The 23,465-nt window shown below is 36.3% G+C and carries 20 protein-coding genes and 1 pseudogene; 1 reads left to right on the top strand and 20 read right to left on the bottom strand.

Going from position 1 to position 23,465, the window contains the following annotated elements; all coding sequences use genetic code 11:
• Positions 1 to 15: 15 nt before the first annotated feature.
• From tnpB to rlmD, 6 genes and pseudogenes are all read right to left on the bottom strand, one after another.
• Positions 16 to 372, bottom strand: coding sequence for an IS66 family insertion sequence element accessory protein TnpB (tnpB, locus tag HF990_RS07160; RefSeq protein WP_145986160.1), 357 nt, complete (start codon positions 370 to 372; stop codon positions 16 to 18).
• 212 nt (positions 373 to 584) lie between these two features.
• On the bottom strand, positions 585 to 686 hold the full coding sequence (tnpA, locus tag HF990_RS15370; protein WP_409373612.1) for an IS66 family insertion sequence element accessory protein TnpA: 102 nt from the start codon (positions 684 to 686) through the stop codon (positions 585 to 587).
• A gap of 85 nt (positions 687 to 771) precedes the next feature.
• A pseudogene (locus HF990_RS07150) lies at positions 772 to 1,326 on the bottom strand (IS5/IS1182 family transposase); the annotation flags it as partial.
• Positions 1,327 to 1,473: 147 nt separating this feature from the next.
• Positions 1,474 to 3,219 carry an ATP-dependent helicase gene (locus HF990_RS07145; protein ID WP_168412284.1) on the bottom strand — a complete coding sequence of 582 codons (1,746 nt, stop codon included), beginning with the start codon at positions 3,217 to 3,219 and terminating at the stop codon, positions 1,474 to 1,476.
• Positions 3,216 to 5,261 carry an ATP-dependent nuclease gene (locus tag HF990_RS07140; RefSeq protein WP_168412283.1) on the bottom strand — a complete coding sequence of 682 codons (2,046 nt, stop codon included), beginning with the start codon at positions 5,259 to 5,261 and terminating at the stop codon, positions 3,216 to 3,218. The genes HF990_RS07145 and HF990_RS07140 overlap by 4 nt, the downstream gene beginning before the upstream one ends.
• 111 nt (positions 5,262 to 5,372) lie before the next feature.
• A complete protein-coding gene (gene rlmD, locus HF990_RS07135) occupies positions 5,373 to 6,734 on the bottom strand; it encodes a 23S rRNA (uracil(1939)-C(5))-methyltransferase RlmD (RefSeq protein ID WP_168412282.1) in 1,362 nt (453 codons plus the stop codon).
• Positions 6,735 to 6,907: 173 nt separating this feature from the next.
• Here rlmD and HF990_RS07130 point away from each other — a divergent pair, with 173 nt between their 5' ends.
• Positions 6,908 to 7,387, top strand: coding sequence for an HXXEE domain-containing protein (locus HF990_RS07130; RefSeq protein ID WP_168412307.1), 480 nt, complete (start codon positions 6,908 to 6,910; stop codon positions 7,385 to 7,387).
• Between the two features lie 25 nt (positions 7,388 to 7,412).
• On the opposite strand, the gene cydS is transcribed toward HF990_RS07130, so the two are convergent.
• From cydS to HF990_RS07065, 14 genes are all read right to left on the bottom strand, one after another.
• Entirely contained in the window at positions 7,413 to 7,523 is a 111-nt protein-coding gene (gene cydS, locus HF990_RS15365; RefSeq protein WP_390263053.1) for a cytochrome bd oxidase small subunit CydS, read from the bottom strand.
• A 14-nt stretch (positions 7,524 to 7,537) separates the two neighbouring features.
• The gene (locus HF990_RS07125; RefSeq protein WP_168412281.1) at positions 7,538 to 8,566 is read right to left on the bottom strand and encodes a cytochrome d ubiquinol oxidase subunit II; all 1,029 of its coding nucleotides are present in this window, start codon (positions 8,564 to 8,566) and stop codon (positions 7,538 to 7,540) included.
• Positions 8,563 to 9,912, bottom strand: a complete 1,350-nt coding sequence (locus HF990_RS07120; RefSeq protein WP_168412280.1) for a cytochrome ubiquinol oxidase subunit I — start codon at positions 9,910 to 9,912, stop codon at positions 8,563 to 8,565. Before HF990_RS07120 ends, HF990_RS07125 begins: the two co-directional genes overlap by 4 nt.
• 227 nt (positions 9,913 to 10,139) lie before the next feature.
• Complete coding sequence (locus HF990_RS07115) at positions 10,140 to 11,054, bottom strand: diacylglycerol kinase (RefSeq protein WP_168412279.1); 915 nt, start codon at positions 11,052 to 11,054, stop codon at positions 10,140 to 10,142.
• Positions 11,055 to 11,191: 137 nt separating this feature from the next.
• Entirely contained in the window at positions 11,192 to 11,755 is a 564-nt protein-coding gene (locus tag HF990_RS07110) for a thioredoxin family protein (RefSeq protein ID WP_168412278.1), read from the bottom strand.
• A gap of 325 nt (positions 11,756 to 12,080) precedes the next feature.
• A complete protein-coding gene (gatB, locus tag HF990_RS07105; protein ID WP_016838750.1) occupies positions 12,081 to 13,526 on the bottom strand; it encodes an Asp-tRNA(Asn)/Glu-tRNA(Gln) amidotransferase subunit GatB in 1,446 nt (481 codons plus the stop codon).
• Positions 13,527 to 13,528: 2 nt separating this feature from the next.
• Positions 13,529 to 14,989 (bottom strand): Asp-tRNA(Asn)/Glu-tRNA(Gln) amidotransferase subunit GatA, encoded by a 1,461-nt coding sequence (gene gatA, locus HF990_RS07100; RefSeq protein WP_168412277.1) that lies wholly within the window; start codon positions 14,987 to 14,989, stop codon positions 13,529 to 13,531.
• Between the two features lie 104 nt (positions 14,990 to 15,093).
• Entirely contained in the window at positions 15,094 to 15,387 is a 294-nt protein-coding gene (gene gatC / locus HF990_RS07095) for an Asp-tRNA(Asn)/Glu-tRNA(Gln) amidotransferase subunit GatC (RefSeq protein WP_016838752.1), read from the bottom strand.
• Between the two features lie 202 nt (positions 15,388 to 15,589).
• On the bottom strand, positions 15,590 to 16,738 hold the full coding sequence (locus tag HF990_RS07090; RefSeq protein ID WP_168412276.1) for a CamS family sex pheromone protein: 1,149 nt from the start codon (positions 16,736 to 16,738) through the stop codon (positions 15,590 to 15,592).
• 14 nt (positions 16,739 to 16,752) lie between these two features.
• Entirely contained in the window at positions 16,753 to 18,756 is a 2,004-nt protein-coding gene (gene ligA, locus HF990_RS07085) for an NAD-dependent DNA ligase LigA (protein WP_168412275.1), read from the bottom strand.
• Positions 18,757 to 18,791: 35 nt separating this feature from the next.
• Positions 18,792 to 21,044 carry a DNA helicase PcrA gene (gene pcrA / locus HF990_RS07080; RefSeq protein ID WP_168412274.1) on the bottom strand — a complete coding sequence of 751 codons (2,253 nt, stop codon included), beginning with the start codon at positions 21,042 to 21,044 and terminating at the stop codon, positions 18,792 to 18,794.
• Positions 21,045 to 21,109: 65 nt separating this feature from the next.
• Positions 21,110 to 21,802: a heptaprenylglyceryl phosphate synthase gene (gene pcrB, locus HF990_RS07075; protein WP_096549744.1), complete on the bottom strand. Its 693-nt coding sequence runs from the start codon at positions 21,800 to 21,802 to the stop codon at positions 21,110 to 21,112.
• 269 nt (positions 21,803 to 22,071) lie between these two features.
• Positions 22,072 to 22,389, bottom strand: coding sequence for a YerC/YecD family TrpR-related protein (locus tag HF990_RS07070; protein ID WP_016838756.1), 318 nt, complete (start codon positions 22,387 to 22,389; stop codon positions 22,072 to 22,074).
• 16 nt (positions 22,390 to 22,405) lie between these two features.
• Positions 22,406 to 23,458: a DUF3048 domain-containing protein gene (locus HF990_RS07065; RefSeq protein ID WP_016838757.1), complete on the bottom strand. Its 1,053-nt coding sequence runs from the start codon at positions 23,456 to 23,458 to the stop codon at positions 22,406 to 22,408.
• Positions 23,459 to 23,465: the final 7 nt, after the last annotated feature.

The raw sequence follows: 23,465 nt of genomic DNA, 5'->3' as shown, positions 1-23,465 counted from the left end.
TTAAAAGTAAAAAATTCATATAACTGTTCTAGCCTTTACTTCTGGGTGTGCTTTCTTTTGCTCCATTGGAAGACCATCCAATAACCAGCGTAATTGCCGATAACTAATTTGTATCGTTCCAGTGTCATTTTCATTTGGCCATTGAAATTTTCCTTTTTCCAATCGACGATAATAAAGCCAAAAACCATTATAGTCCCAGTGAAGAATTTTTAATTTATCTCGCTTTCGATTACAGAACACAAAATAACTTGATGAAAAGGGATCTAAATCAAATCCCTCTTTCACCAAAGCAGCTAATCCATCAATGGATTTTCTCAAATCAGTACTTCCTTTTGCCAAGTAAACTCGTTCAGCTCTTGTACCAACTAACATGTTGATTTCAACGTCCTAACCACTTCTGAAAGAAAGGCCGGATCGAAACCAGGTTTTACTTCAATTGAAATCCCACTAATTTCAATCCGTAATGAATTTTCAACTGTTTGTGAATGATCTTCTAGGGTAACGGATGCCCATTTTGTAGACTTTCCTTGATTTTTTATTGGATTTTCAATTTTTCTTAACCAGTATTTAAACTGGTGAATACTTCATTGATTTTCCTTGCACCAGTTTACTTGAGTTTGACCGCTTTTACGATAGTCAGCGATTCGTTGTTCCCAAACCTTTCGTAATTCAGGATTCTTAGGCATAAAAAAAACCTCCTTCAATTTCATCTTGAGGAGATTATCTCATGAAATTAGCACATCAAGAAGGTGTGCAAGATTTGACGCTTACGTATAAAGGCTTATCGGCTTCTTTCTCAGCTTGTTCTTTTAGCCATTGGTCACGCTCTTCTTTCGATTTGCGACCGCGTTTTTTAGGCGCATTTTTTGGCTTTTCTGCTTTTGGAGGTGATTGATCACGTGCTTCAAAATGTGTGGCGTCAATGGCAATGGTGTCATCGATAATAAAGCCTTCTGAAATCGCTTGACGGACTACTTTTTCTTGGACCTTTTCTAAAACGTTGGATTCGCTTAATTTGCTTAAAAGCCGAGAATAAGAGGCCTCAGAAGGTACACTGTCCGACACAAGAAATCCGCAATTCAGCTTGAAAGCAAGTTTAACCAGGTCTTTTATTGTTGGAATTCGTTCCACGTATCGAATAAAAGCGGAAATAATCATCGCTGCATAATTCAGCTCTACCGGCGCACCAAAACGAGACTTTTTCGTTACTGCATAGTAAATTTCATCTAAATCTATAGAAGAAATAATTACCTCATAACAATGGGTAGGTTCCATCTCATATAATTCTTGGATGTCAAATAAACTTGGTTGTCGTATAATGGTCATAAGAAGCACTCCTTCAGTCTTTTTTGGTTTTAATTGTCTATGACCATTATACAAGATTTGGGGAGGTGCTTCTTTTTTAATTTCTTGAACTCGTTGGAGGACGAGGGCTAAGAATTATGAAATTCATTCATAAGTTTATATTTGAATTCAATTAAGTTGTGGAATGTCCGACAGATCTTCTATCCGAATACTATATTTTTCTTTTATAAACTTCTGTTCCTTCTCTAATAACTTAGGAACTACAATGAATAACAGACTTATCGCTCTACTCATACCAACATAATAAATCCGATGCTCCTCTTCATTTTCTAAATCAGGACTAATTAAAAATTCGGTAGATTCAGAAATTAATAAAACATTTTCAAATTCATCACCTTTTGCTTTGTGAATAGTACGATGATGACTAATATCATCTTTATAATTTATACAAATCGCAATGTGCTTATATAAATTTCTATTATAAAAATCTTTAGCAGCTCCTTTTCTAAATCCAGCCATAGACTTAAAGTATGGTTTTAAAATATTATAAAAATCCATAAAAGGTTTATCTTTATAATTACTATAGTTACGTAATAACTCTTGAAGTAATATAATAGAGTTGTTTATTTTTTCTTTATTTGAATAATCACTAAACAACTCTTTCATTTTTTCCAATGCATTTTTATAATCACCAATTCGTGCAAATTCAACGGATTCAACCGAGTTTAAAATTATTTTATATCTCTTTGGATCAGTATCCGCCTCTTTAAATATTGTTAATAAGTTTGTATTCATTCCATCTAAAGTAATCATTGACTTCATCGCATTAGCTGTAAGATTATCCCTAGACAATGTATGAATAATAATATCTTCCCCATATAATTGCTTTATTCTATTAAAAGCATCTATAGGTTTTCCAATAAATAATATTGGTACATCATTATCAATATTTTTATATTTATTTTGTACAATATCCATTCGAACACTATTTAATAAGTCAATAATTTGATTTGAACTACGTCTATTTTCAAGAATTTGATATTCAACCATGTTTTCCAATTGAAAATTATTAAATTTTTTTAGACTTGCCCCTTGAAAGGAATAAATGGATTGTGCAGGATCCCCTATAATACCAACAATTGTTTCTTCTTCAGCAATTAACTTAATAATTTTTGATTGAATTGGGTTAGTATCTTGAAATTCATCCAAGAAAAAATATGGAAATTTCGCTCTTAAAACTTTTAATATAAATGGATACTTTGTAACTAATACGTAACTAAAAAATAAAACATCATCATGATCAATTTTTCCATTTGACCAAAATAATTTTTTATAACTTATCAAATCATCTTCTAAAATTTCAGCCACCTTTTTAATTGCGCCTGCTTTTTCGGGATTCCCTACTAACTTTAAATTTTCTTCTGAATCATACCTATATTGCAAATTTTCAAGCCACCTTAGCAAAGAATCGAACTTTTCTTCACGGAGTAATTGCTTCCAAGTATTAGGAGCTACTAAATCATCTACTCGTTTATGACTCTCTAACCATTTTCTTATAATAGAGTATCGGGGACTTATACTTTCATGACCATTAACTTTTTTAAAGTTCACTTCAAATTCATCAGCTATTAGAAAAAAATAGGGTTTTACAACATGCCTATATAAAAAACTATGAATAGTAGATACTTCTACTCTGTTAGCTATGCTAGTACCTAACCTTTTCATAATAGTTTCTACAGCAATATTTGTGTATGTGATACATACTATCTTCCGTGTCTTTTCTAATCTCACTGAATTTTTAACAACATTTTTTATATGGTTAACTAACCAATGTGTTTTTCCTGCACCTGGCCCAGCTATGACTTTAAAATGTTGCTCTATAGGAATTAAATCGCTAGAAGTTATAGTAATCAATTTTCACACACCCATTCTATAGCTTCCTTTATATAATCTGGTACAACAAAATCCACGTATTCTTTCGTACCTTTTTTTGTTAAATTTTCTTGCAAAACATGAGCTAATTCCAAAGCATTAACACCTTTGCCCACTGAATTTAAATATCTAGCAGCTATTAATGCTATTTTTTTGTCATTTTCAGCCCATTTCAAATTTGGGTTTTGAAGTGCCTCAATAATTCTATTATTTTCTTCAGATTTACTTATTCGTTCAAACATTTCATTTAGATCTTTACCTTTCTTATACAAATCCATGAGTTCTTTTATTTCTTCTTTATTCGACATTGAATTTGTTATTAAAATTTCAGCAGTAGGGTTAAAACGAATTAAATCATACTCTAAAGTTTTTCCATAAACCTCATCCTGTAAGAAAAATTCAATGTTTGATGAATAGTCTGCTTTTCGTTTATTACATTTATATTCATATTGTGTCGGTTCAATTTGCATTTCAAAAGGGTAGCATTTTTTATAGGAAGTTTTTTCTACTGAAAGATTTTTTCTTTCTGGATCTCTATCTGTAATACATGCAACTTTTCTATTAATTGCATATTTATTTTTAGTATTAAATAAATATAAAAAATGATCGAAGTATCTTCCACCTACATTGATAACTGCTACATGGTTATATTCTAACAACTTTTCTAAATACTCAGCAAAAACAGACATAAGCAATTGTTCTGCCATTCCTTCTACTAAAATTATTTTTTCTGCAAAGAGCATATTGGATTTTGTAGCATCTAAAAATCTTTCTACATATTTCTTACTATCTTCATTATTTTCAAAAACTCTACCTGGATAACTAACGTGTGTTTCATTATTAACCTTATATAAACAAATCAATTCATCTAAACTTAATGATCCTGTTATATGAGTGGAATGTGTAGTTATAAATATTTGTCGCACCTTTTTTTGTTTTAAATTTTGTTTTAAAAACTTTAATAGTTGTCCTTGCATCGTAGGATGTAAATGTGCTTCTGGTTCTTCAATAATAAGCATTGGATATACTTTCGCATTGCTTCCTAGATACGTTTCACTCGCATTTACTTGCATTTTTGCCAATAATAAAGACATAAAAATCAAATTATTATAGCCAAGGCCATTATGTGTTATAGGCAATTGAATTCCAGTTTTATTTTCTATAATTAATCGAAGCGCTGAATAAAGTTCAATATCTGTAATGCTGCCTGCAAAATTGGGTTCAGTATTATCAAAAGAAGCACCTATATCTTTTGAATACGATAAAATTTGTTTCTTGCCTTCTAGCATCCTTTCATTCAATAAATCCAGTAATAATTTAGCCTTTTCTTCAAATTGCATTTTTTTATTTTTTATTAGTTGTTCTTTTTCACTATCATCTATATTTTTAGACTTAATATCATAGTCCATAAAGAAATCTAAAACATTTTTTAAAAGTGTATTCTTCCCGCTAAACATGTCCCTTTCCACATCTCGAATAGCATCTAAAAACTGATAATCAAATTTCTTTAAATACTCTCCATCTGCTATAATTTGATTTTCTAAATTACCACCATAAATTTTGTATGTATATAGCCTTAAAAAATTTCTATCAATAATTTCCCAAGCCTCTACTTCAGATTTTGCTGAAGATAACATTCTTTTATAATCTTCATGGTGTTTTAATGGCAAGCAAAATTCATAATGTAATTTTGCTTCGTATGGCTCCTCCAATTTAGTCAACCATTGACTTACTATAACCAAATCATCTCCCATTAATTTTTCTTTATCTTCTTGACTAAAAGTTACTGAAATATTAATTTTAGGTGGTTGCATTTTTAGTTCTTCAAGTGAAATAGTCTTATTAAAATCATCAATAGATAAATTCTTTTTTTCAGAAGGGTTAAATATTAATGCCATAGCTCTTAATAAATTAGATTTACCTGAATTATTAGGGCCAATAATTACGTTAATTCCTTTGTTAAATTCAATAATATTTGACCTAAAATTTCTATAATTATTTAGTTCTATGCTCGAAATATACATTTCTTAAATCCCCTTTACATGATAATTAATTTGAATATAGTACATTAAAAAATATATGCTCCTCGAAAAAGCCCGTTTCATTGATTTTTAGAAACGAGCTTTTCCAAATATTTATTTTTTTATAAGCAACGCACAACACTCCACATGCGTCGTTTGCGGAAACATGTCCACTGGGGTAATCTCCATCGTTTTATATCCCCCGTCTTCCAAAATGCGCAAGTCCCGCGCAAGAGTGGAAGGGTTGCAGGATACATACACCACCCGCTTTGGTTTGTATTCGATGATGGTGTTCAGCAATGCCTGGTCGCAGCCTTTGCGCGGCGGGTCGACAACGAGCACATCCGCGCGTTTTCCTTCCTGATACCAACGGGGAATCACTTCTTCCGCCGGGCCCGCTTCAAAATACGTATTGGTAAATCCGTTGAGTTCCGCATTCCGTTTGGCATCTTCTATCGCTTCTTCCACAATTTCCACACCCATCACTTGTTTCGCTTTTTTCGCTAAAAACAAAGATATCGTTCCAATGCCGCAATAGGCGTCGATGACCGTTTCTTCCCCCGTCAGCGCCGCATATTCCAAGGCTTGGTTGTATAACACTTCCGTTTGCACCGGGTTCACTTGATAGAAAGAACGAGCAGAAATTTCAAATCGAATATCGCCAATTGTGTCTTCTATTGTCTCTTTCCCCCAAAGCGTCATTGTTTCTTTTCCTAAAATGACATTCGTTTTTTCACTGTTCACGTTTTGTACGATGGATGTAACATGCGGAATGAGCTTTCGAATCGCTTCCACCGCCGCATCCTTCTGAGGAAATTTGCGTTTTTTTGTAACGAGCACCACCATCACTTCGCCAGTGGCTCTTCCTGTCCGCACAATCACATGGCGAAGCATTCCTTGATGAGTCGTTTCATTGTAAGGCTCGATCCCGATCTTCTCCAACTCTTCTTTCAAATTGGCCATGATGATATCCGCTTCACTCATTTGAATGAGGCAGCGCTCCATATCCACAATGTCATGGGTTCTTGATTTGTAGAATCCCGCAATCGGACCGGACTCACCCATCGCAAACGGAATTTGCGATTTGTTGCGGTAATTCCATGGATGTTCCATTCCTTTGATTGGTCGTACTGGTGCATCAATTTTTCCAATGCGTTTCATGACATTGCGAACCATGTTTTCTTTCCATTGCAACTGGGCTTCATAAGATAAATGTTGCAATTGGCATCCACCGCATTTATCGAAATAAATACAAGGCGCTTCTACACGGTCAGGAGAAGGTTCTTTTATCTCAACTAATTTCGCAAAGCCATAGCTTTTTAGTGTTTTCAATACATGCACTTCCGCCGTTTCTTGAGGCAACGCTCCATGGATAAATAATGGATACCCATCCACTTTTCCCACGCCCAGGCCATCATGGGTCAAATCTTCTATATAAACCGTTACTCGATCATTTTTCTTTACGGGTGCTGTCATACATTCCGTCCTCCATTTCGTTTTTCTTTGTCGCACGGAGTTTTTATTAAAATCAAACAAATATTATTCTACCTCAAAATAGGAAATGGATATATTTAAATTTCACCCTTTTTTTCGAACCGCTTGTACAATAGAACTATCAATATGTATCGGGTGGATGAAGATGGACTTTTATCTTGTCGCATTGTTTTGCCATTACCTTTCATAACAAAGAAGAAGCCGTTTGGTTGCCGAAATGGTCACAACAAACTTCGAAGTTTCATAAACCTGTCACCCCAAGTGAATTTCATTTTGCAGTGTTTGTCATTACTATGCTGGCTTATTTATCCGCATTTTATTTTTTCTATAATCAGGCATCAGAATTGGCAAAATGGTTTTTCATCGGATTTTTAGGTTCCATAATCGTGAATGCGATTTTTCCGCATCTTATTACAACCATTTTGATGAAAAAGTATGCACCCAGGCTTATCACTGGTTTATTCCTAAACATTCCATTCAATTTATTCATCATCGTTCAAATGTTCCTAAACCATTATATTACCTGGAAAGAGCTTATCATATCAACTATTGCGGTTGGAAGCCTTCTACTCGCTCTGATTCCATTATTATTTAAAGTGGGAGGAAGAATCGCTTCTTCCCGTGAACAAAAATAAAATACTCTCGCAGCTGCGCGAGAGTTTATTTTTCTTCTTCCCTAACCCCTTTATCCAGAGGTGCTGTAAAAAAAGCAATAACAAGAGAAAGTAGAACCGTCAAAAGCGGCGCTACAAATATCATGAATTCATTCATGGCAACCCCTCCTATTAGGCATGAAAATCCTTTTGATTCCCAGTAACGTATTCTTTATTAAATAAAAACAATCGAAACAGTAAATAGAGTGACGGAATAAGCAAACATAATCCTGCAATAAAGGCGATTACAAGGGAAATGGCCATTTCTTGATTCGTAAACCCTTCATAGATTGTTAAATGGGGATAGAGTAAATATGGATAATGGGAAATGCCGTATGCAAAAAAAGCAAATAAGAATTGAAGAATCAACAACCCCACTGAAAGCCCTAGCCCCCGTTTCTTCCAAATTAGCCAAACCGTCATCAAAAATAACGTCGCAGAAATGCCAAACATCGGCCAAATGGAAATCATATTTCGAAATCGGTCCGGGTTATGCTGTTGCATTTGGATGATGATTGCAACGGCCATAAAAATTAACGGTCCTGCCCAAATGAGCGCATACTTTCTCATTAATTCATGCGCTTCCCAATCTTGTGCTTTCCATGCATACCATGTTAAAAACACGGCAGATATATATAACACACTGGCAATACTTAAAAGAACGATGCTCCAAGTTAAGGGGCTTGTAAACAGAGCCCAAAAATCCAACTGAGGGAGGTCATCAATTATATCAACAAATCCACCTTCTGAAATCGTCAACACAACAGAAAGGGATGAAGGAATGAGTAAGCCTGATACTCCATAAGCAAATGCATATCCTTTATGGCCTCTTGATCCGTACGATTCAAAGGCATAATATGAACCTCGTACCGCTAATAAAATGATTGCAATGCTTACAGGTACGAGCAATACCGTTCCGTAATAGAAGGCAGTTTGCGGAAAAAAACCAACTATGCCGACAAAGAAAAATACTAAAAAAACATTCGTCACTTCCCATACAGGGGATAAATATCGTTGAATAATATTCGATAAAATATGTGATTTATTCGTTAATAAACTATAAGCGTTAAAAAATCCTGCTCCAAAATCGATTGAAGCGACAATGACGTACCCGAAAAGGAAAATCCATAACACAATAATTCCTAACACTTCTAGATTCATCGTACGCCCCCTTCCACTTCAGCCATTCGGTCTTGGATCTCCTGTTCAATTGGATTAGCACGGTACATTCTACTTAATACGACAATGCTCCCAATTCCTAAAACGATGTACAAAATACAGAATAAAATAAACATCATATCCACATGTTCACTCGTTGTAGCTCCTTGTGCAGTTCGCATATATCCTCGCAAAATCCATGGCTGTCTTCCTACTTCTGCAAGCCACCAACCAGTTTCTATCGCAATAATGGATAATGGCCCTCCTAAAACGGTCAACCATCTGAACCATACCTTTTTAATGAATTGCCATCCTCTCCATACACCAGCAACATAAAGTATTGAAACTAACGTCATAAACATTCCAATAAATACCATGATATTAAACAAATAGTGGATATAAAGCGGAGGAATTTCATCTTCAGGAAATTCATTTAGACCAATCACTTCCGCCATTGGATTTCCATGAGCTAATATGCTTAAAGCGTAAGGAATTCGAATGGCAAGCTTTATATTTTCCTCTTGATCCATAAATCCTAACAATATAAGTGATGCTGCTTCTTCTGTTTCAAAATGCCACTCTGCAGCAGCCAATTTTTCAGGTTGATATTCTGCTAAAAACTTTCCTGAAAAGTCCCCAATCACCGCCGTAGCAATCGAAAAGATTAGTCCCAACTTCATCATCAAAAACAACGATTTTTTATAATAGATGTGGTTTGAACCTTTAAGTAGACGAAAAGCGGCAATGGATGCTAGTAAGAAAGCAGATGTCATATAGGCAGAAGCTAATACATGAGCTACTTTTGTTGGCATTGATGGGTTAAACATCGCAACAAGCGGTTGAATATTCACTAGCTCCCCATTTACCAATTCAAATCCTTGTGGCGTATTCATAAAAGAATTCACAACGGTGATAAATACTGCAGACATCGATGCACCAATCGCCACAGGGATAAGGAGGAGCATATGTTTTGTTTGATTATCAAATCGATCCCACGTATATAGATAAATTCCTAAAAAAATAGCTTCAAAGAAAAAGGCGAAAGTCTCCATAAACAACGGTAATGCAATCACTTGTCCAGCCAATCGCATAAAGTTCGGCCATAACAGTGATAGTTGCAACCCAATTGCCGTCCCTGTCACGACGCCAACTGCAACCGTAATGACAAACCCTCGTGTAATACGCCTTGCAAGCAAAATATAATGCTCATCATTATTTTTCATCCCTACCCATTGAGCAATCATAATCATAAGCGGAACGCCGACTCCAATGGTTGCATAAATAATGTGAAAGGATAATGTTAATTCCGTTAACATTCGACTCCAAAATACAGCGGACTCGTTCATCAAAAGTTATCCTCCTAACTACCGAAAATCCTTCCGATCATCGAAAGAAACATAATGATAGCCACTCCAAAGGTTAAATACACCAACCATTTTTCTTGCTTTTTATACATTTCATATAAACTCCTTTCATCTCCAGTTATTTTGTGTAAATAAAAAAAAACTATGCAAATGCTTGTATAACAACATTTGCATAGGTGTAAGGACTCTTAGCACATTTTTTTCGAGTCAAACTAAACACGATCTTGTTCGCGAATATCATCAATTGGTACAAAAACTTCAATATGTCTTTTTAGATTTTTAAATGTTACTGGCGCTTTTCCACCTAATTCCCCATCTAAATTAATCAACACGTCCTCATCCGATGATACTTTCACGACACTTGCCTTACGATAAATTACATGCGGATCACTTAAATGTTCTCCTCGAAGTGCCAACGTAAGGACTTTAATGAAATCAGCTAAACTACATTTTTTTAATATCATCATCGTAAATTTGCCATCGTTAATACTTGAATCTGGGGCAATTTTTTCAAACCCACCGACTGAGTTCGTGAGTGCACATAAAAAGGCCATCACTTCGCCTTCATACACTTCTCCGTCCATTTCAAATCGCATATTGGTTGCTTTGATGGAAGGAAGCATTTCAATTCCTTTAATGTAATATGCTAATTGCCCTAAAACCGTTTTCATTTTTATTGGTACTTCATAGGTTAACTCTGTGATGCGTCCACCAGCTGCTATATTGATAAAATAGCGCTCCTCATTTAATAATCCAACGTCGACTGGGATTGTATCGCCTTTTACAATCACATCAAGAGCATCTTCAATTTTCCTAGGAATATGAAGGGCACGAGCAAAGTCATTTGTTGTTCCCATTGGAATGACACCGAGCTTTGGACGTTTTTCAAAAGAGCTGATTCCCGAAACGACTTCGTTTAATGTCCCATCTCCACCAGCAGCAACAACTATATCAAATCCACGTTCAACGGCTTTTTCTGCAGCAGCTTTTGCATCACCTGCGCCAGTTGTTGCATGGCAAGATGTTTCATACCCAGCAATCTCCAGCTTTTCTAGCACTTCAGGCAAGTGCTTTTTAAAAGTTTCTCTACCTGATGTTGGGTTATAAATAATTCTCGCTCTTTTCATGTTTTCGCCATCCTATTTATTCTTTTAAATTAAAAACGTTTATGTATCTTTGAATGTTCCTTATGATGAATGAAATTAACAAGTGAAAATTCCCAACGAAAGGGAATTTTTTAAGTTTAACAAACTTTGGTTTGAAATTAAGATAACATTTCCATTATAACTTTTTTCATATCTTCATATACCCACTTTGCACATTGTGGATCTTTTACAAATTTCTCCTTCAAAGTAGTATACAACTCTTTTTGTTTTTCTTCAAATGTTGGGTCATCTTTAGTCGGCAATTTTGCTCTTTCTTCCACTACTAATTGTTGCAGCTCTGGAGCTCTAGGTCCCCATTTTCCTATGACTTGTCCTTCTTCATTTAGGAATAAATAAATTGGAATCGCTCTTCCTCCGTTTGTTAAATAGCGGTCAATTAAGTCTGTATCTTCGTCTCGGAATACACATCGAATGTCCAACCCGGCTGCTTCAGCAATTTTACGCATGATGGGATTATTGAGCATGGCATCTCCACACCAATCTTCCGTAATAGTTAAAATATGTGGCTTTTTCTCTTTAAGCAGCGGGATCAGTTCGTCATTTTCATCGATGTTGAAGTTGTGATATATTTCAAAACTTCCCTCTTTTAAATTCGTTTTCATTTGCTCCATGTATTCTTTCATGGAAATCCCCTGTTCGAAATATTGTTGTTCTGTTTTCATGTCATCAACCTCCCTTTTGTTACTATATTGCATGGAAAAGTTTAGAATTACAATGTTTTTGATTATATAAAGGGATGTTGCATCTGCAAAAAATGAAGTGCTATGACTTTTGCACACCCCTTCCGCACATGTTGATTCTCTATACACACAAGCAGCACTCCTATGCACATGTAGAAATCATATCTGCACAAGTTTACATCCCATCCACACAAATGGAAACCCTATCTTCACAACTAGACACCCTTTTGCACAAGCATCTCATTCATGCTGTAACCACTAATATAAAAACCGCATAAGCCAAAGAAGCTTATGCGGCACATATTATTTATCGTTTATTAATTTCTTCAAGTAATATTTTATTAACCATTGGTGGGTTTGCTTGTCCTTTTGTTGCTTTCATAATTTGACCTACTAAGAAGCCAATAGCACGATCTTTACCATTTTTAAAGTCTTCGATAGATTGTGGGTTATTGTCAAGCACTTCAATAATAATCGGAAGAAGTACGTTTGGATCAGAAATTTGAACCATACCTTTTTCCTTCACGATTTTTTCAGCATCTCCACCGTTTTTCACTAACTCATTAAATACTTTCTTCGCAATTTTGGAAGAAATTGTACCATCAGAAATAAGTTTTACTAATCCAGCCAAGTTTTCAGGCGTTAATTTTGTTTCTGTAATTTCAATTTGTTCTGCGTTTAAGTAAGCGGAAACGTCACCCATTAGCCAGTTAGCAGAAAGTTTTGCATCTGCACCGAGTTTAACCATTTCATCGAAGAAGTCTGAAATCGTTTTATTTACTACTAGTACATTTGCATCGTACTCTGTTAAACCAAGCTGTTCAATGTAACGTTTTTTACGAGCATCTGGAAGCTCAGGGATGGAAGCTTTCACGCGCTCTAACCATTCATCATCAATTTCAAGATGAACTAAGTCTGGCTCTGGGAAGTAACGATAATCCTCAGCAGCTTCTTTTACACGCATTAAGATAGTTTTTCCTGTTTTTTCATCGAAACGGCGTGTTTCTTGCTTGATTACCCCACCGCTCATTAAAACTTCTGCTTGGCGTTTTTCTTCGTATTCAAGCCCTTTACGAACAAAGTTGAAAGAGTTTAAGTTTTTCAATTCTGTTTTTGTACCGAATTCTTTTTGTCCGTATGGTCGAATGGAAATATTTGCGTCACAACGCAATGAACCTTCTTCCATTTTCACATCAGAAACGCCTGTATATTGGATAATGGACTTTAATTTTTCAAGGTATAAATACGCTTCTTCTGGAGTACGGATATCTGGTTCAGAAACGATTTCTAAGAGTGGCGTTCCTTTACGGTTAAAGTCAACAAGTGAGTAGCCATCTCCGTGTAATAATTTACCAGCATCTTCTTCCATATGAAGACGTGTAATACCGATTCGCTTCGTATATCCAGGTTGTCCATCTTTTGCAGGTACTTCGATTTCAATCCATCCATCATAGCCGATAGGTTTATCATATTGAGAGATTTGATAGCCGCTCGGATTGTCTGGATAGAAATAGTTTTTACGGTCAAATTTTGTATGCTGATTAATCTTCATGTTTAATGCAAGAGCAGCTTTCATTGCATATTCAACAACAGTTTTATTTAAAACCGGAAGTACTCCTGGATAAGCAAGGTCGTAAACTGTTGTATTTGCGTTTGGCTCTGCACCGAATTGGTTAGGTGCTGCAGAGAAAATTTTAGAATTTGTTTTTAATTCAACGTGTACTTCTAAACCAATAACTGTTTCAAAATTCATGATTATTTACCCCCCAATCTAGGAGATTGTTTATGGAAATCTGTTGCTTTTTCAAATGCATAAGCAGCGCGATAAACTGTTTCTTCATCAAAGTGCTTACCAATGATTTGTAAACCTAGTGGCAAGCCGTTGTCAAATCCACAAGGGATTGAAATTGCAGGTACACCCGCTAAGTTAATTGGAATTGTTAAAATATCATTCGCATACATTGTCAATGGATCATCGATGTTTTCACCAATTTTGAATGCTGGTGATGGTGTTGTTGGACCAACGATTACATCATAATCTTCAAATACTTTATCGTAATCTTGCTTAATTAATGTACGAACTTGTTGTGCTTTTTTATAGTAAGCATCATATGTTCCTGCAGAAAGGGAATACGTACCAAGCATGATACGACGTTTTACTTCATCGCCAAAGCCTTGTGCACGTGTTTCTTTATATAATTCCATTAAGTTTTTCACGCCTTCTGCACGGAAGCCGTAACGAATTCCGTCGAAGCGAGCAAGGTTAGATGAAGCTTCAGAAGATGAAAGGATGTAGTAAGTTGCTAAAGCGTATTTAGAGTGAGGAAGTGAAACCTCTTCAACTGTTGCACCAAGTCCTTTGAACACTTCAAGAGCATCTAAAACAGATTTGCGTACAGATTCACTTACACCCTCACCTAAAAATTCTTTCGGAACTGCGATGCGAAGTCCTTTAATATCTCCGTCTAATTTAGATACATAGTTTGGCACTGGCACATCAGCACTTGTAGAGTCATTAGGGTCCACGCCAGCAATCACTTCTAGTAATAACGCATTATCATACACATTGCGTGTAATTGGTCCGATTTGGTCAAGAGATGATGCAAAGGCAACTGCACCAAAACGGGAAACACGACCATAAGTTGGCTTCATTCCGACTACACCACAGAATGCGGCAGGTTGACGAATTGAACCACCTGTATCTGTACCTAATGCGAATGGAACTTCTCCTGCTGCAACACTTGCTGCTGATCCACCTGAAGAACCGCCTGGTACACGTTCAAGATCCCAAGGGTTTTTCGTCTTTTTGTAATATGAAGTTTCCGTTGATGAACCCATCGCAAATTCATCCATGTTGAGCTTGCCAATTGTAATCATGCCAGCTTCTCGAAGCTTCTTCACAACTGTCGCGTCATAGATTGGAATGAAACCTTCTAAGATTTTAGAAGCACAAGTCGTTTCAAGTCCTTCAGTCACGATATTGTCTTTAATTCCAATTGGTAGACCGAACAATGGGCCGCGTTCGTTCTTTGGTACTTGATCCTTTTCTTTTGCTTCCTCAAGCGCTTTTTCTTTATTTAAAGCAAGAAACGCTTGCACATCTCCATCAACTTCTTCGATTCTTTTATAAGATTCATTCACTAAATCAACAATTGTAAAATCGCCATTATGTAAACCTTCTTGTAATTCTTTAGATGAACGTTCTAATAACGTCATGAAGTTCCCTCCTTTAATATGGGTATATTGAACAATGCAAGCCTCGCTAGTGACTTACACAAAAAATAATGGCTTTTGCCATTAACAAATCCATCCATTAACTTTTATTCTTCTAAAATTGGTGGAACTTTAACAAGACCATCTTCATGTTCTTTTACATTCAATAACACTTTTTCCCGATCCAATCCTTTTTCAGCTACGTCTTCTCTCATTACATTAACGATCGGTAAAACGTGTGACGTTGGCTCTACATTTGTTGTGTCTAATTCATTTAATGTTTGTACATATTCCGTAATTTTTCCAAGCTGTTCAGCAAATTTTTCAGCTTCTTCTTCTGTAATTGCTAAACGAGCAAGGTGAGCTACGTGCTTTACTTCTTCCTTCGTCAATTTTGACATTGATGATTACACCTCCACATTTCGTAAACCTGGCAATAATAATACCATTTTTTTATTGAAAAATCACACTTTTATAGGAAATTCCCTTCAGTTAAATATTACTTTTCAATTATCTCCAAAAACTGCATATTTTCAAACATCACTATCAAAGAGAAAACAACCAATTTGAAACAGTGTTACGCAATCGTAACACTGTTTTTCATTAATAATCATAGATATGAACAAATGGCTCCTGATCATTGCGATCTTTTAGAATAAGTGCTTCCGGTCCATTAATGGAAGTAATGCTCACTTCAATATCAAGGCTATTTGGGAATCTTTTCATTAATACGCCTGTTAAATATTGAGTAAAACCAATTATTTCCGTCGTTCCATAAAATTGGATCGGCACTTCCACATTTAATCTGACTAATTGGTCGTTCTGGTAAAACCCTCGACCGATGACGCTTGTATAATTTGAAAAATAATCTTGAATATCTTGTTTGAAGTTTAGGAAGTTTGTATTGATTTCTCGATAAATATCCTCTGGATTTGTCATAGGGAACGTTACATATTTTTCATTGATAGACGTCCATTCTTCTAAACTATTTTGTCCTGGTTTGGATAGACTATATGCAAAATAAGTTCCCGGAACGATGGAGTTACGCGCTTCCTGTTTAAATAATGCAATTAGAATAGGAATATCTTGTAACTCTGGACGGGCACGTAAACGACGAATTACCTCTTCCGCTATTTCTTTTCCTTTTTTCTCTAGTTGTGCAGGAGGTATTGGTTCATCATACCATTCGCCATATTGTTCTTTCTGATAGTAATAGATAGAATTTAATGCTAGTCCAATGGAGATTCCGCCAAGTGTCACTTTATTGTCATTCGTCTTTGTTAAGTAGTTTTGCTCGATAATATGCGCTAAGTATACAGGCGCTTCTTTTGCCCGTTTTACAGGATCCATGTCTTTTTCAGCAGGGGGATTTAACCCGTCTTCAGTTTGATTGCTTCGTGCAAGCCAACTGCTGACCGTATCACTATCTAAATATTGTCCTTCTTGGAAATAATACTTATCTGTGCCGAATTCGTTTTGCGAAATACGCATTAACCCTTCTTCTGCTTCTTTAATGTCGTATTTCGTATAAATATTTGATACGACGAGACCTCTGCTTGCACTCTCTTTATATGGAATCAATGTTTTATAATATCTTTCGTCCAGTTGCATATTTGGGATGATAGTCGTTTCAACTTCTGCTTCAGATTTTTTATTTGGTCCTACTACTTCCGTATCTTCTCGAAAAGAAGGCGTACAACCGCTAAGCACAGCGACAACGACCATCGCCGTTATCCAGCGAAATCGGTTCATTGTATGAATCCCCTTTACTTTTCTAATTGTTCAATAAGGCGGTTTTCGTCCCAAACTTCTATACCCAATTCTTGTGCTTTCGTAAGTTTAGAGCCTGCATCTGTTCCTGCAATAACAAGATCTGTCTTTTTACTGACGCTTCCTGTCACTTTACCACCCAACTCTTCTATTTTCGCTTTAGCTTCATTGCGTGTCAATCTTTCCAATTTTCCAGTTAAAACAATCGTTTTCCCTGCAAATAGGCTATCTGAAATTGCTGCTTGAGACTTCTTCTTCCCTTTATACACCATGTTGACACCGGCTTCTTTGAGTCGGGCGATTAATTGTTTCGCTTCATCTTTTTGGAAATAAGAAACAACTGATTGAGCGATTTTTTCACCGATTTCATGAATATTCGTCAGCTCTTCTACTGTTGCCTCCATGATGCGATCCATTGTTTCAAATTCTTCCGCAATGAGCTTTGCTGCTTTTTCACCAACATGGCGAATTCCAAGGCCAAATAATAACCGTTCTAATGAATTTTCTTTTGAACGTTCGATAGCATTGACTAAATTTGTTGCAGAAAGTTGCCCCATACGTTCCAATTTCGCCAGCTCTTCTACTTGTAAATGATATAAATCCGCTACATCACGAATATAGTTTTCTTTTAAAAGTTGTTCCGTTATTTTCTCTCCCAACCCATCGATATTCATTGCATTTCTAGAAACAAAGTGCTTAATTCCTTCAGCAATTTGAGCAGGACAGGCAGGATTTACACAGCGAATTGCTACTTCTTCGTCAATACGAATGAGTTCGCTGCCACAAACAGGGCAATGATCAGGCATTTTATATGGTACAGTACCTTCTGGCCGCTGTTCTAAAATGACGCTAACGACTTCCGGAATAATGTCTCCTGCTTTATGAACGATGACCGTATCACCAATTCGGATATCTTTTTCACGTATTAAATCTTCATTATGAAGGGAAGCTCGACCCACTGTAGAACCTGCAATTCTGACAGGTTCTAGAATTGCTGTAGGAGTTACAACACCTGTGCGTCCTACTGTTAATTCAATATCGATGATTTTCGTAATGGCTTCTTCCGCTGGGAACTTATAAGCGATTGCCCAACGAGGACTTTTTGCTGTAAAACCGAGTTCTTCTTGGTGAGCAAATCGATTCACCTTGATTACAATACCATCGATTTCATAGGGCAAGTTTGGGCGTTCCGCTGTCCATTTATTTATAAACGCTAATACATCATCTATTGTTTCACAAACTGCTCTTTCTTTGTTGACACGGAAACCAATCGAATCTAAGTATTCAAGCATTTCTGCATGGCTATCAATACCGTATGCTTCTCCATCTCCACCAATTGAATAGATAAATGTTGCTAAGTTTCGAGAAGCGGTGATTTTTGAATCGAGTTGGCGCAGTGATCCAGCAGCTGCATTCCGAGGATTAGCAAAAAGATCTTCTCCATTTTCCGCTCGCTGTTTATTTAATTCTTCAAAGGATTTTTTAGGCATATAAGCCTCTCCGCGCACTTCAATTGTTACCGGCTCTTTTAATCGCAATGGTATGTCTTTAATGGTTTTTAAATTTACTGTAATATCTTCGCCGACTGTACCATCACCGCGGGTAGCGCCTTGTACAAATATTCCATTCTCATATCTTAATGCGATGGCAAGCCCATCTATTTTCAGTTCACAAACATAGTTGTATCGATCGCCAATCGCTTGACGAATTTTTCGATCAAAATCCCGCAAATCATCTTCGGAAAATGCATTCGAAAGGCTTAACATCGGGTATCTGTGAGTTACTTTGTTAAACCCTTCAAGCGGCTTTCCACCAACCCGTTGAGTAGGTGAATCCGGATAGATGAATTCCGGATGTTCCTTTTCGATTGCCATTAATTCTTGCATTAGCTGATCATACACCGCATCAGGAACTAAAGGCTTGTCTAGTACATAGTAGGCATGAGCATATTCATGTAAAAGCTTATTTAGTTCAGCTACACGTTTTTCAAGGTCTTTCATCGTAATCCTCCACTAATTGTTAAGTGAAATGTTATTTAACCTTTTGTAATTGGGGCAAACTTGGCAAGTAGCCTTTTGATGCCTTTGTCTGGAAAGGCAATCTCCAGCTCCATATCGTCACCTTCACCTTTTACACTAACAACAACACCTGTACCCCATTTACCATGAATCGCCTTATCTCCAACTTTCCATTGGAATTGTTCTCCACCAGTCGATTGGAGAGTAGCAATTTGCGATTTTGATTGAACAACACCAATTTTTCTTTTGTAACTTGAAGCTCTCTGCTGACCTGCGAAAGGCAATTTTTCTTCCACATCACCAAAGCTATATGATTTCGAAATTGGATAAATGATGTCATCCGAAATTTCTTTGATGAAACGGGACGGTAAGTTTGAATTAGAGCGGCCAAAAAGCGTGCGATAAGAGGCACAAGTTAAGTATAGCCGTTCTTCTGCCCGTGTGATTCCCACATAAGCTAAGCGGCGTTCTTCTTCCATTTCAGCTTTATCTCCAATTGAGCGGGAATGAGGGAAAATGTTTTCCTCCATACCGATAATGAATACAACCGGAAACTCTAATCCCTTCGCGGAATGCAACGTCATTAATACAATGCTCTCTTTTGAATCGCTTTCTTGATCTAGCGAATCAATATCTGCAATCAATGCGAGATCTGTTAAAAATGCAACGAGGGATTTATCGTCGCTTCTTTCTTCAAAGGCTTTTGTTACAGATAAAAATTCTTCAATGTTTTCTAATCGACTTTGAGATTCAATCGTATTTTCTTTCTCAAGCATTGCACGATATCCCGATTTCTCAATGACTTCTTCCACCAATTCCGTGACAGATAAATAATCTTGCATTTTCGTCAATCCTTCAATTAATTCACGGAATTTTTCAATTGCGTTCATTGCCCTAGGTGTTAACCCGATGGAGGAAATGTCATTGAATGCTTTAAAAATGGATATATCGTTTTCAATTGCATAAGTCGCAATTTTATCGAAAGTTGATGGACCAATGCTTCGTTTCGGTTCATTGATGATGCGGGCCAGTGATAAATCATCATCATTGTTGGCAATTAATCGCAAATAAGCAAGTAAGTCTTTAATTTCTTTACGATCGTAGAATTTCGTACCCCCAACAATCGTATACTGCAAATTGGATTTCACTAAAACTTCTTCCATTGCACGGGATTGGGCATTTGTGCGGTAAAGTATAGCAAAATCTTTTAAACTACGCCCTTCTTTTTCCATTAATTCTTTAATTGTTTTAACTACAAATTGCGCTTCATCTCTTTCATCACGAGCGGTATAGAATACAATTTTTTCGCCTTCAGGATTATCTGTGCGCAGCTTCTTTGGATAACGGCTTTCATTGTTTGAGATGACATCGTTTGCTGCTTGCAAAATTCTCTTTGTGGAGCGGTAGTTTTGTTCAAGCAAAATAACGTTTGCATTCGGATAATCTTTTTCAAAAGATAAGATGTTTCGAATGTCTGCACCACGCCACTTATAAATGGATTGATCAGAATCCCCTACAACGCAAATATTTTTAAATTTTGAAGCGAGCATTTTGACAAGTTTATATTGAGAATGGTTCGTATCTTGATATTCATCGACGTGAATGTATTGAAATTTATTTTGGTAGTATTCTAATACGTCCGGTACGCGTTCAAACAAAGTAATCGTCATCATAATTAAATCATCAAAGTCAAGGGATTGATTTTTACGAAGGGTTTTTTCATATTCCTCATACACATCTCCTACGATTTTTTCGTAAGGATTATGTGAATTGGTTATTTTTTTATATTCTTCTGCAGTGATGCATTCATTTTTAGCAGAACTAATCGTGCTTAAAACCGTTCTTGGATCATATCGTTTCGTATCAATATTGAGTTGTTTAAAAACGTTTTTTATTGCTGTTAATTGGTCGGATGAGTCAAGAATCGTAAAGTTTTTTGAGATACCGATGCGATCAATATTTCTTCTTAATATGCGAACGCACATGGAGTGAAATGTAGAAACCCACATGCTTTCGGATATACCGCTTCCCAGTAAAGCATCAATTCGATCACGCATTTCCCTTGCAGCTTTATTCGTAAAGGTAATCGCTAAAATATTTGAAGGGTATACTTGTTTTTCAACAATTAAATATGCAATCCGGTGAGTCAGCACTCTCGTTTTTCCTGAACCTGCACCAGCCATAATGAGAAGGGGACCTTCCGTTGTTTTGACCGCTTCCTTTTGTTGTGGATTCATTCCATCCAATAAATTTTTTGTTATGTGTTCCATGGTGCACCTCACTATTACAAACATTTGTTCTCAATTATACTACAAAGAGATCATTTTCGCACCGTTTATCTTGTTACACTTTTTACTGCCACAACGGTTTTTAGCGCTTCTTTTAAATCCTCATAAATGACGTTTCCAACGATAACAGTATCTGCAAATTTGGCCATCTCTTTTGCTTGTTCAGCGTTGCGGATACCTCCACCATAAAATAGTCGAGTTTCTGATAATACTTCTTTTACCCCAGCAACAATTTCTACGTCACCATATGTACCGCTGTATTCTACATAAAAAATAGGCAATTTAAAGTAATTTTCAGCAAGTCGGGCATATGCAATTACGTCTTCTTTTGTTAAATTTGTATCGGCCTCCGTTGCTTTTGCTACTTTGCAATCTGGATTTAATATACAGTAGCCTTCTGCAACTAGTTCATCCCATACCATGACATCACCAAATTCTTTAATGGCCGCATGATGAAGGTCTTTTACCCATTTTGTATTCGTACTATTTAAGACAGTAGGTATCAAATAATAATCAAATCCAGGGGTAATAGATTCAATTGTTGATATTTCTAAGGCAATTGGAACAGAATATCTTCTGATTCGAACGAGTTGTTCGAGCACGTTATCTAAAGTAATCCCATCTGTCCCTCCTACTAAAATGACATCTGTGCCAGATTCGCACACCTTTTCTAATGCTTCATCTGAAAGTTCTTTTGAAGGGTCAATTTTAAATACATGTCTCCAATTTTTATAGTCCATAAAGTCCTCACCTATTCCTATTTATTTTGTGCTTATAAGTATATCTCAAAGTAGCTTTTACCGAAAACTCCTACCTACTTTCCTGTAAGTGAAATCGCTGTTTATATAAGAAACTTTTCTCAATCCTCGTTCAGTTGTCCTTGACCGAAAAAGAGAGTATGAGGAATGAAGAAAGCATCCACGAAATCGAAAATCGACAAACAAAAAATTATCACCCAATTAAACTGAGTGATAATTTTTACTTCTAAACAATCCCAATTTTAACAAACTTATCTTTTTGGTTCATATGGTTTTTCATTTGGATAAAGTCGACTTAACATTTCTTCATAAGCATCATTGCCATAATCGAAACAACGACGCACCCGTGAAATGGTTGCAGTAGAAGCTCCGGTTTCTTTTTTGATTGTTTCATAAGTTTTTTTCAAACGTAATAGATGAGCTACTTCAAATCGTTGAGCCATCGATTGAATTTCACTAATCGTACATAAGTCATCGAAAAATTTATAGCATTCTTCAAGGTCTCTCAATTCTAATATCGCTCTAAAAAGCTGATCTGTTTGAGGACCACGAATTTTATCTACCTGCATTTTCTTCCTCATCCTTTCAACTTTGCTGCTCAGAATTTGAATAAGTTACAGAAGTAGCAATTCCCGGATTTGTTGGTACAAAATGAATCCATGTTTTACCTGGCATAAGTTTTGCTTCACTGCCGTCGATTTCTACCGCTGTTAAAACGCCGTCAATATTTTCCCAACGCAGTTCTCGCATCATCCCTTGTTGGAAAATATAAGCTCTCCCACCAGAATAAATATCAATCTCTCTACGGCCTTTGTTGTCAATCACCTGATGATCCATTTCCAAGACTAACACATTGGATAACTTTATCGGTTCTCCCGTCAATAAATCTGTTGTTACCGTTCCACCAGAAGAGCGGGAATAAGTGTTGCTCACTGGATCATATGAATAGGTGCTGTTAAAGTTTTCATTATTACTATAACGGACATGTATACGATCTGCTTGCGCACCTACTTTAACACTTTCCTCATCATCATAATAAGTATACGATACTTTTTTCTGATAGAGAAGTGAAGCATTCACTTTTTCTGCAGCAGCTTCTAGGTTATCGCTCATAAAATATGAGTTATGTGGTGCAACCCGATCTTTAGAACGTTTGAAGAAGGAACCATCGTAATACATACCGTTAATGTTATCAACGATGCCATTTTCGAGCATCTGTTTTGCTTCTGGACTGAAACCGTGTGCAATGTAAAAGGCGTCAAGTCCATCCGCTAATTCAATAAAATAGGATCTTGCACTACGAATTGGTCCGATGCTATCAGGAATTTCCGATTGGAACAATGCCAAAAATCTTGTAACATCCCCTTCTGCAAGCATTTCATAAACTACATCAGCACTTGCAATACCAGATTGCGGACGGGCAGCAGGGTGATTGTTAATCGTAGCAATAACAGGCCTCATTGTAATCTCATTAGAAATCAGTTCTCCAGTAAATGGTGTCGGATATAATATTTCTTTCGGTTCTTCTTGAACTGGTTCAATTGGTTTATCACTTATGCTTTTTTCACTACCATCTCCACATGCTGCAAGAAGTGAGATACTTGCTAAGACACAAAGCAATGTTTTTTTTCGAAACATAATCTTC

It is taken from the genome of Ureibacillus thermosphaericus (genome assembly GCF_012396605.1).
Taxonomy (GTDB): Bacteria; Bacillota; Bacilli; order Bacillales_A; family Planococcaceae; genus Ureibacillus; species Ureibacillus thermosphaericus.
Note: the sequence above shows the minus strand (reverse complement) of the source record. Positions and strands in the feature narration are given on the sequence as shown.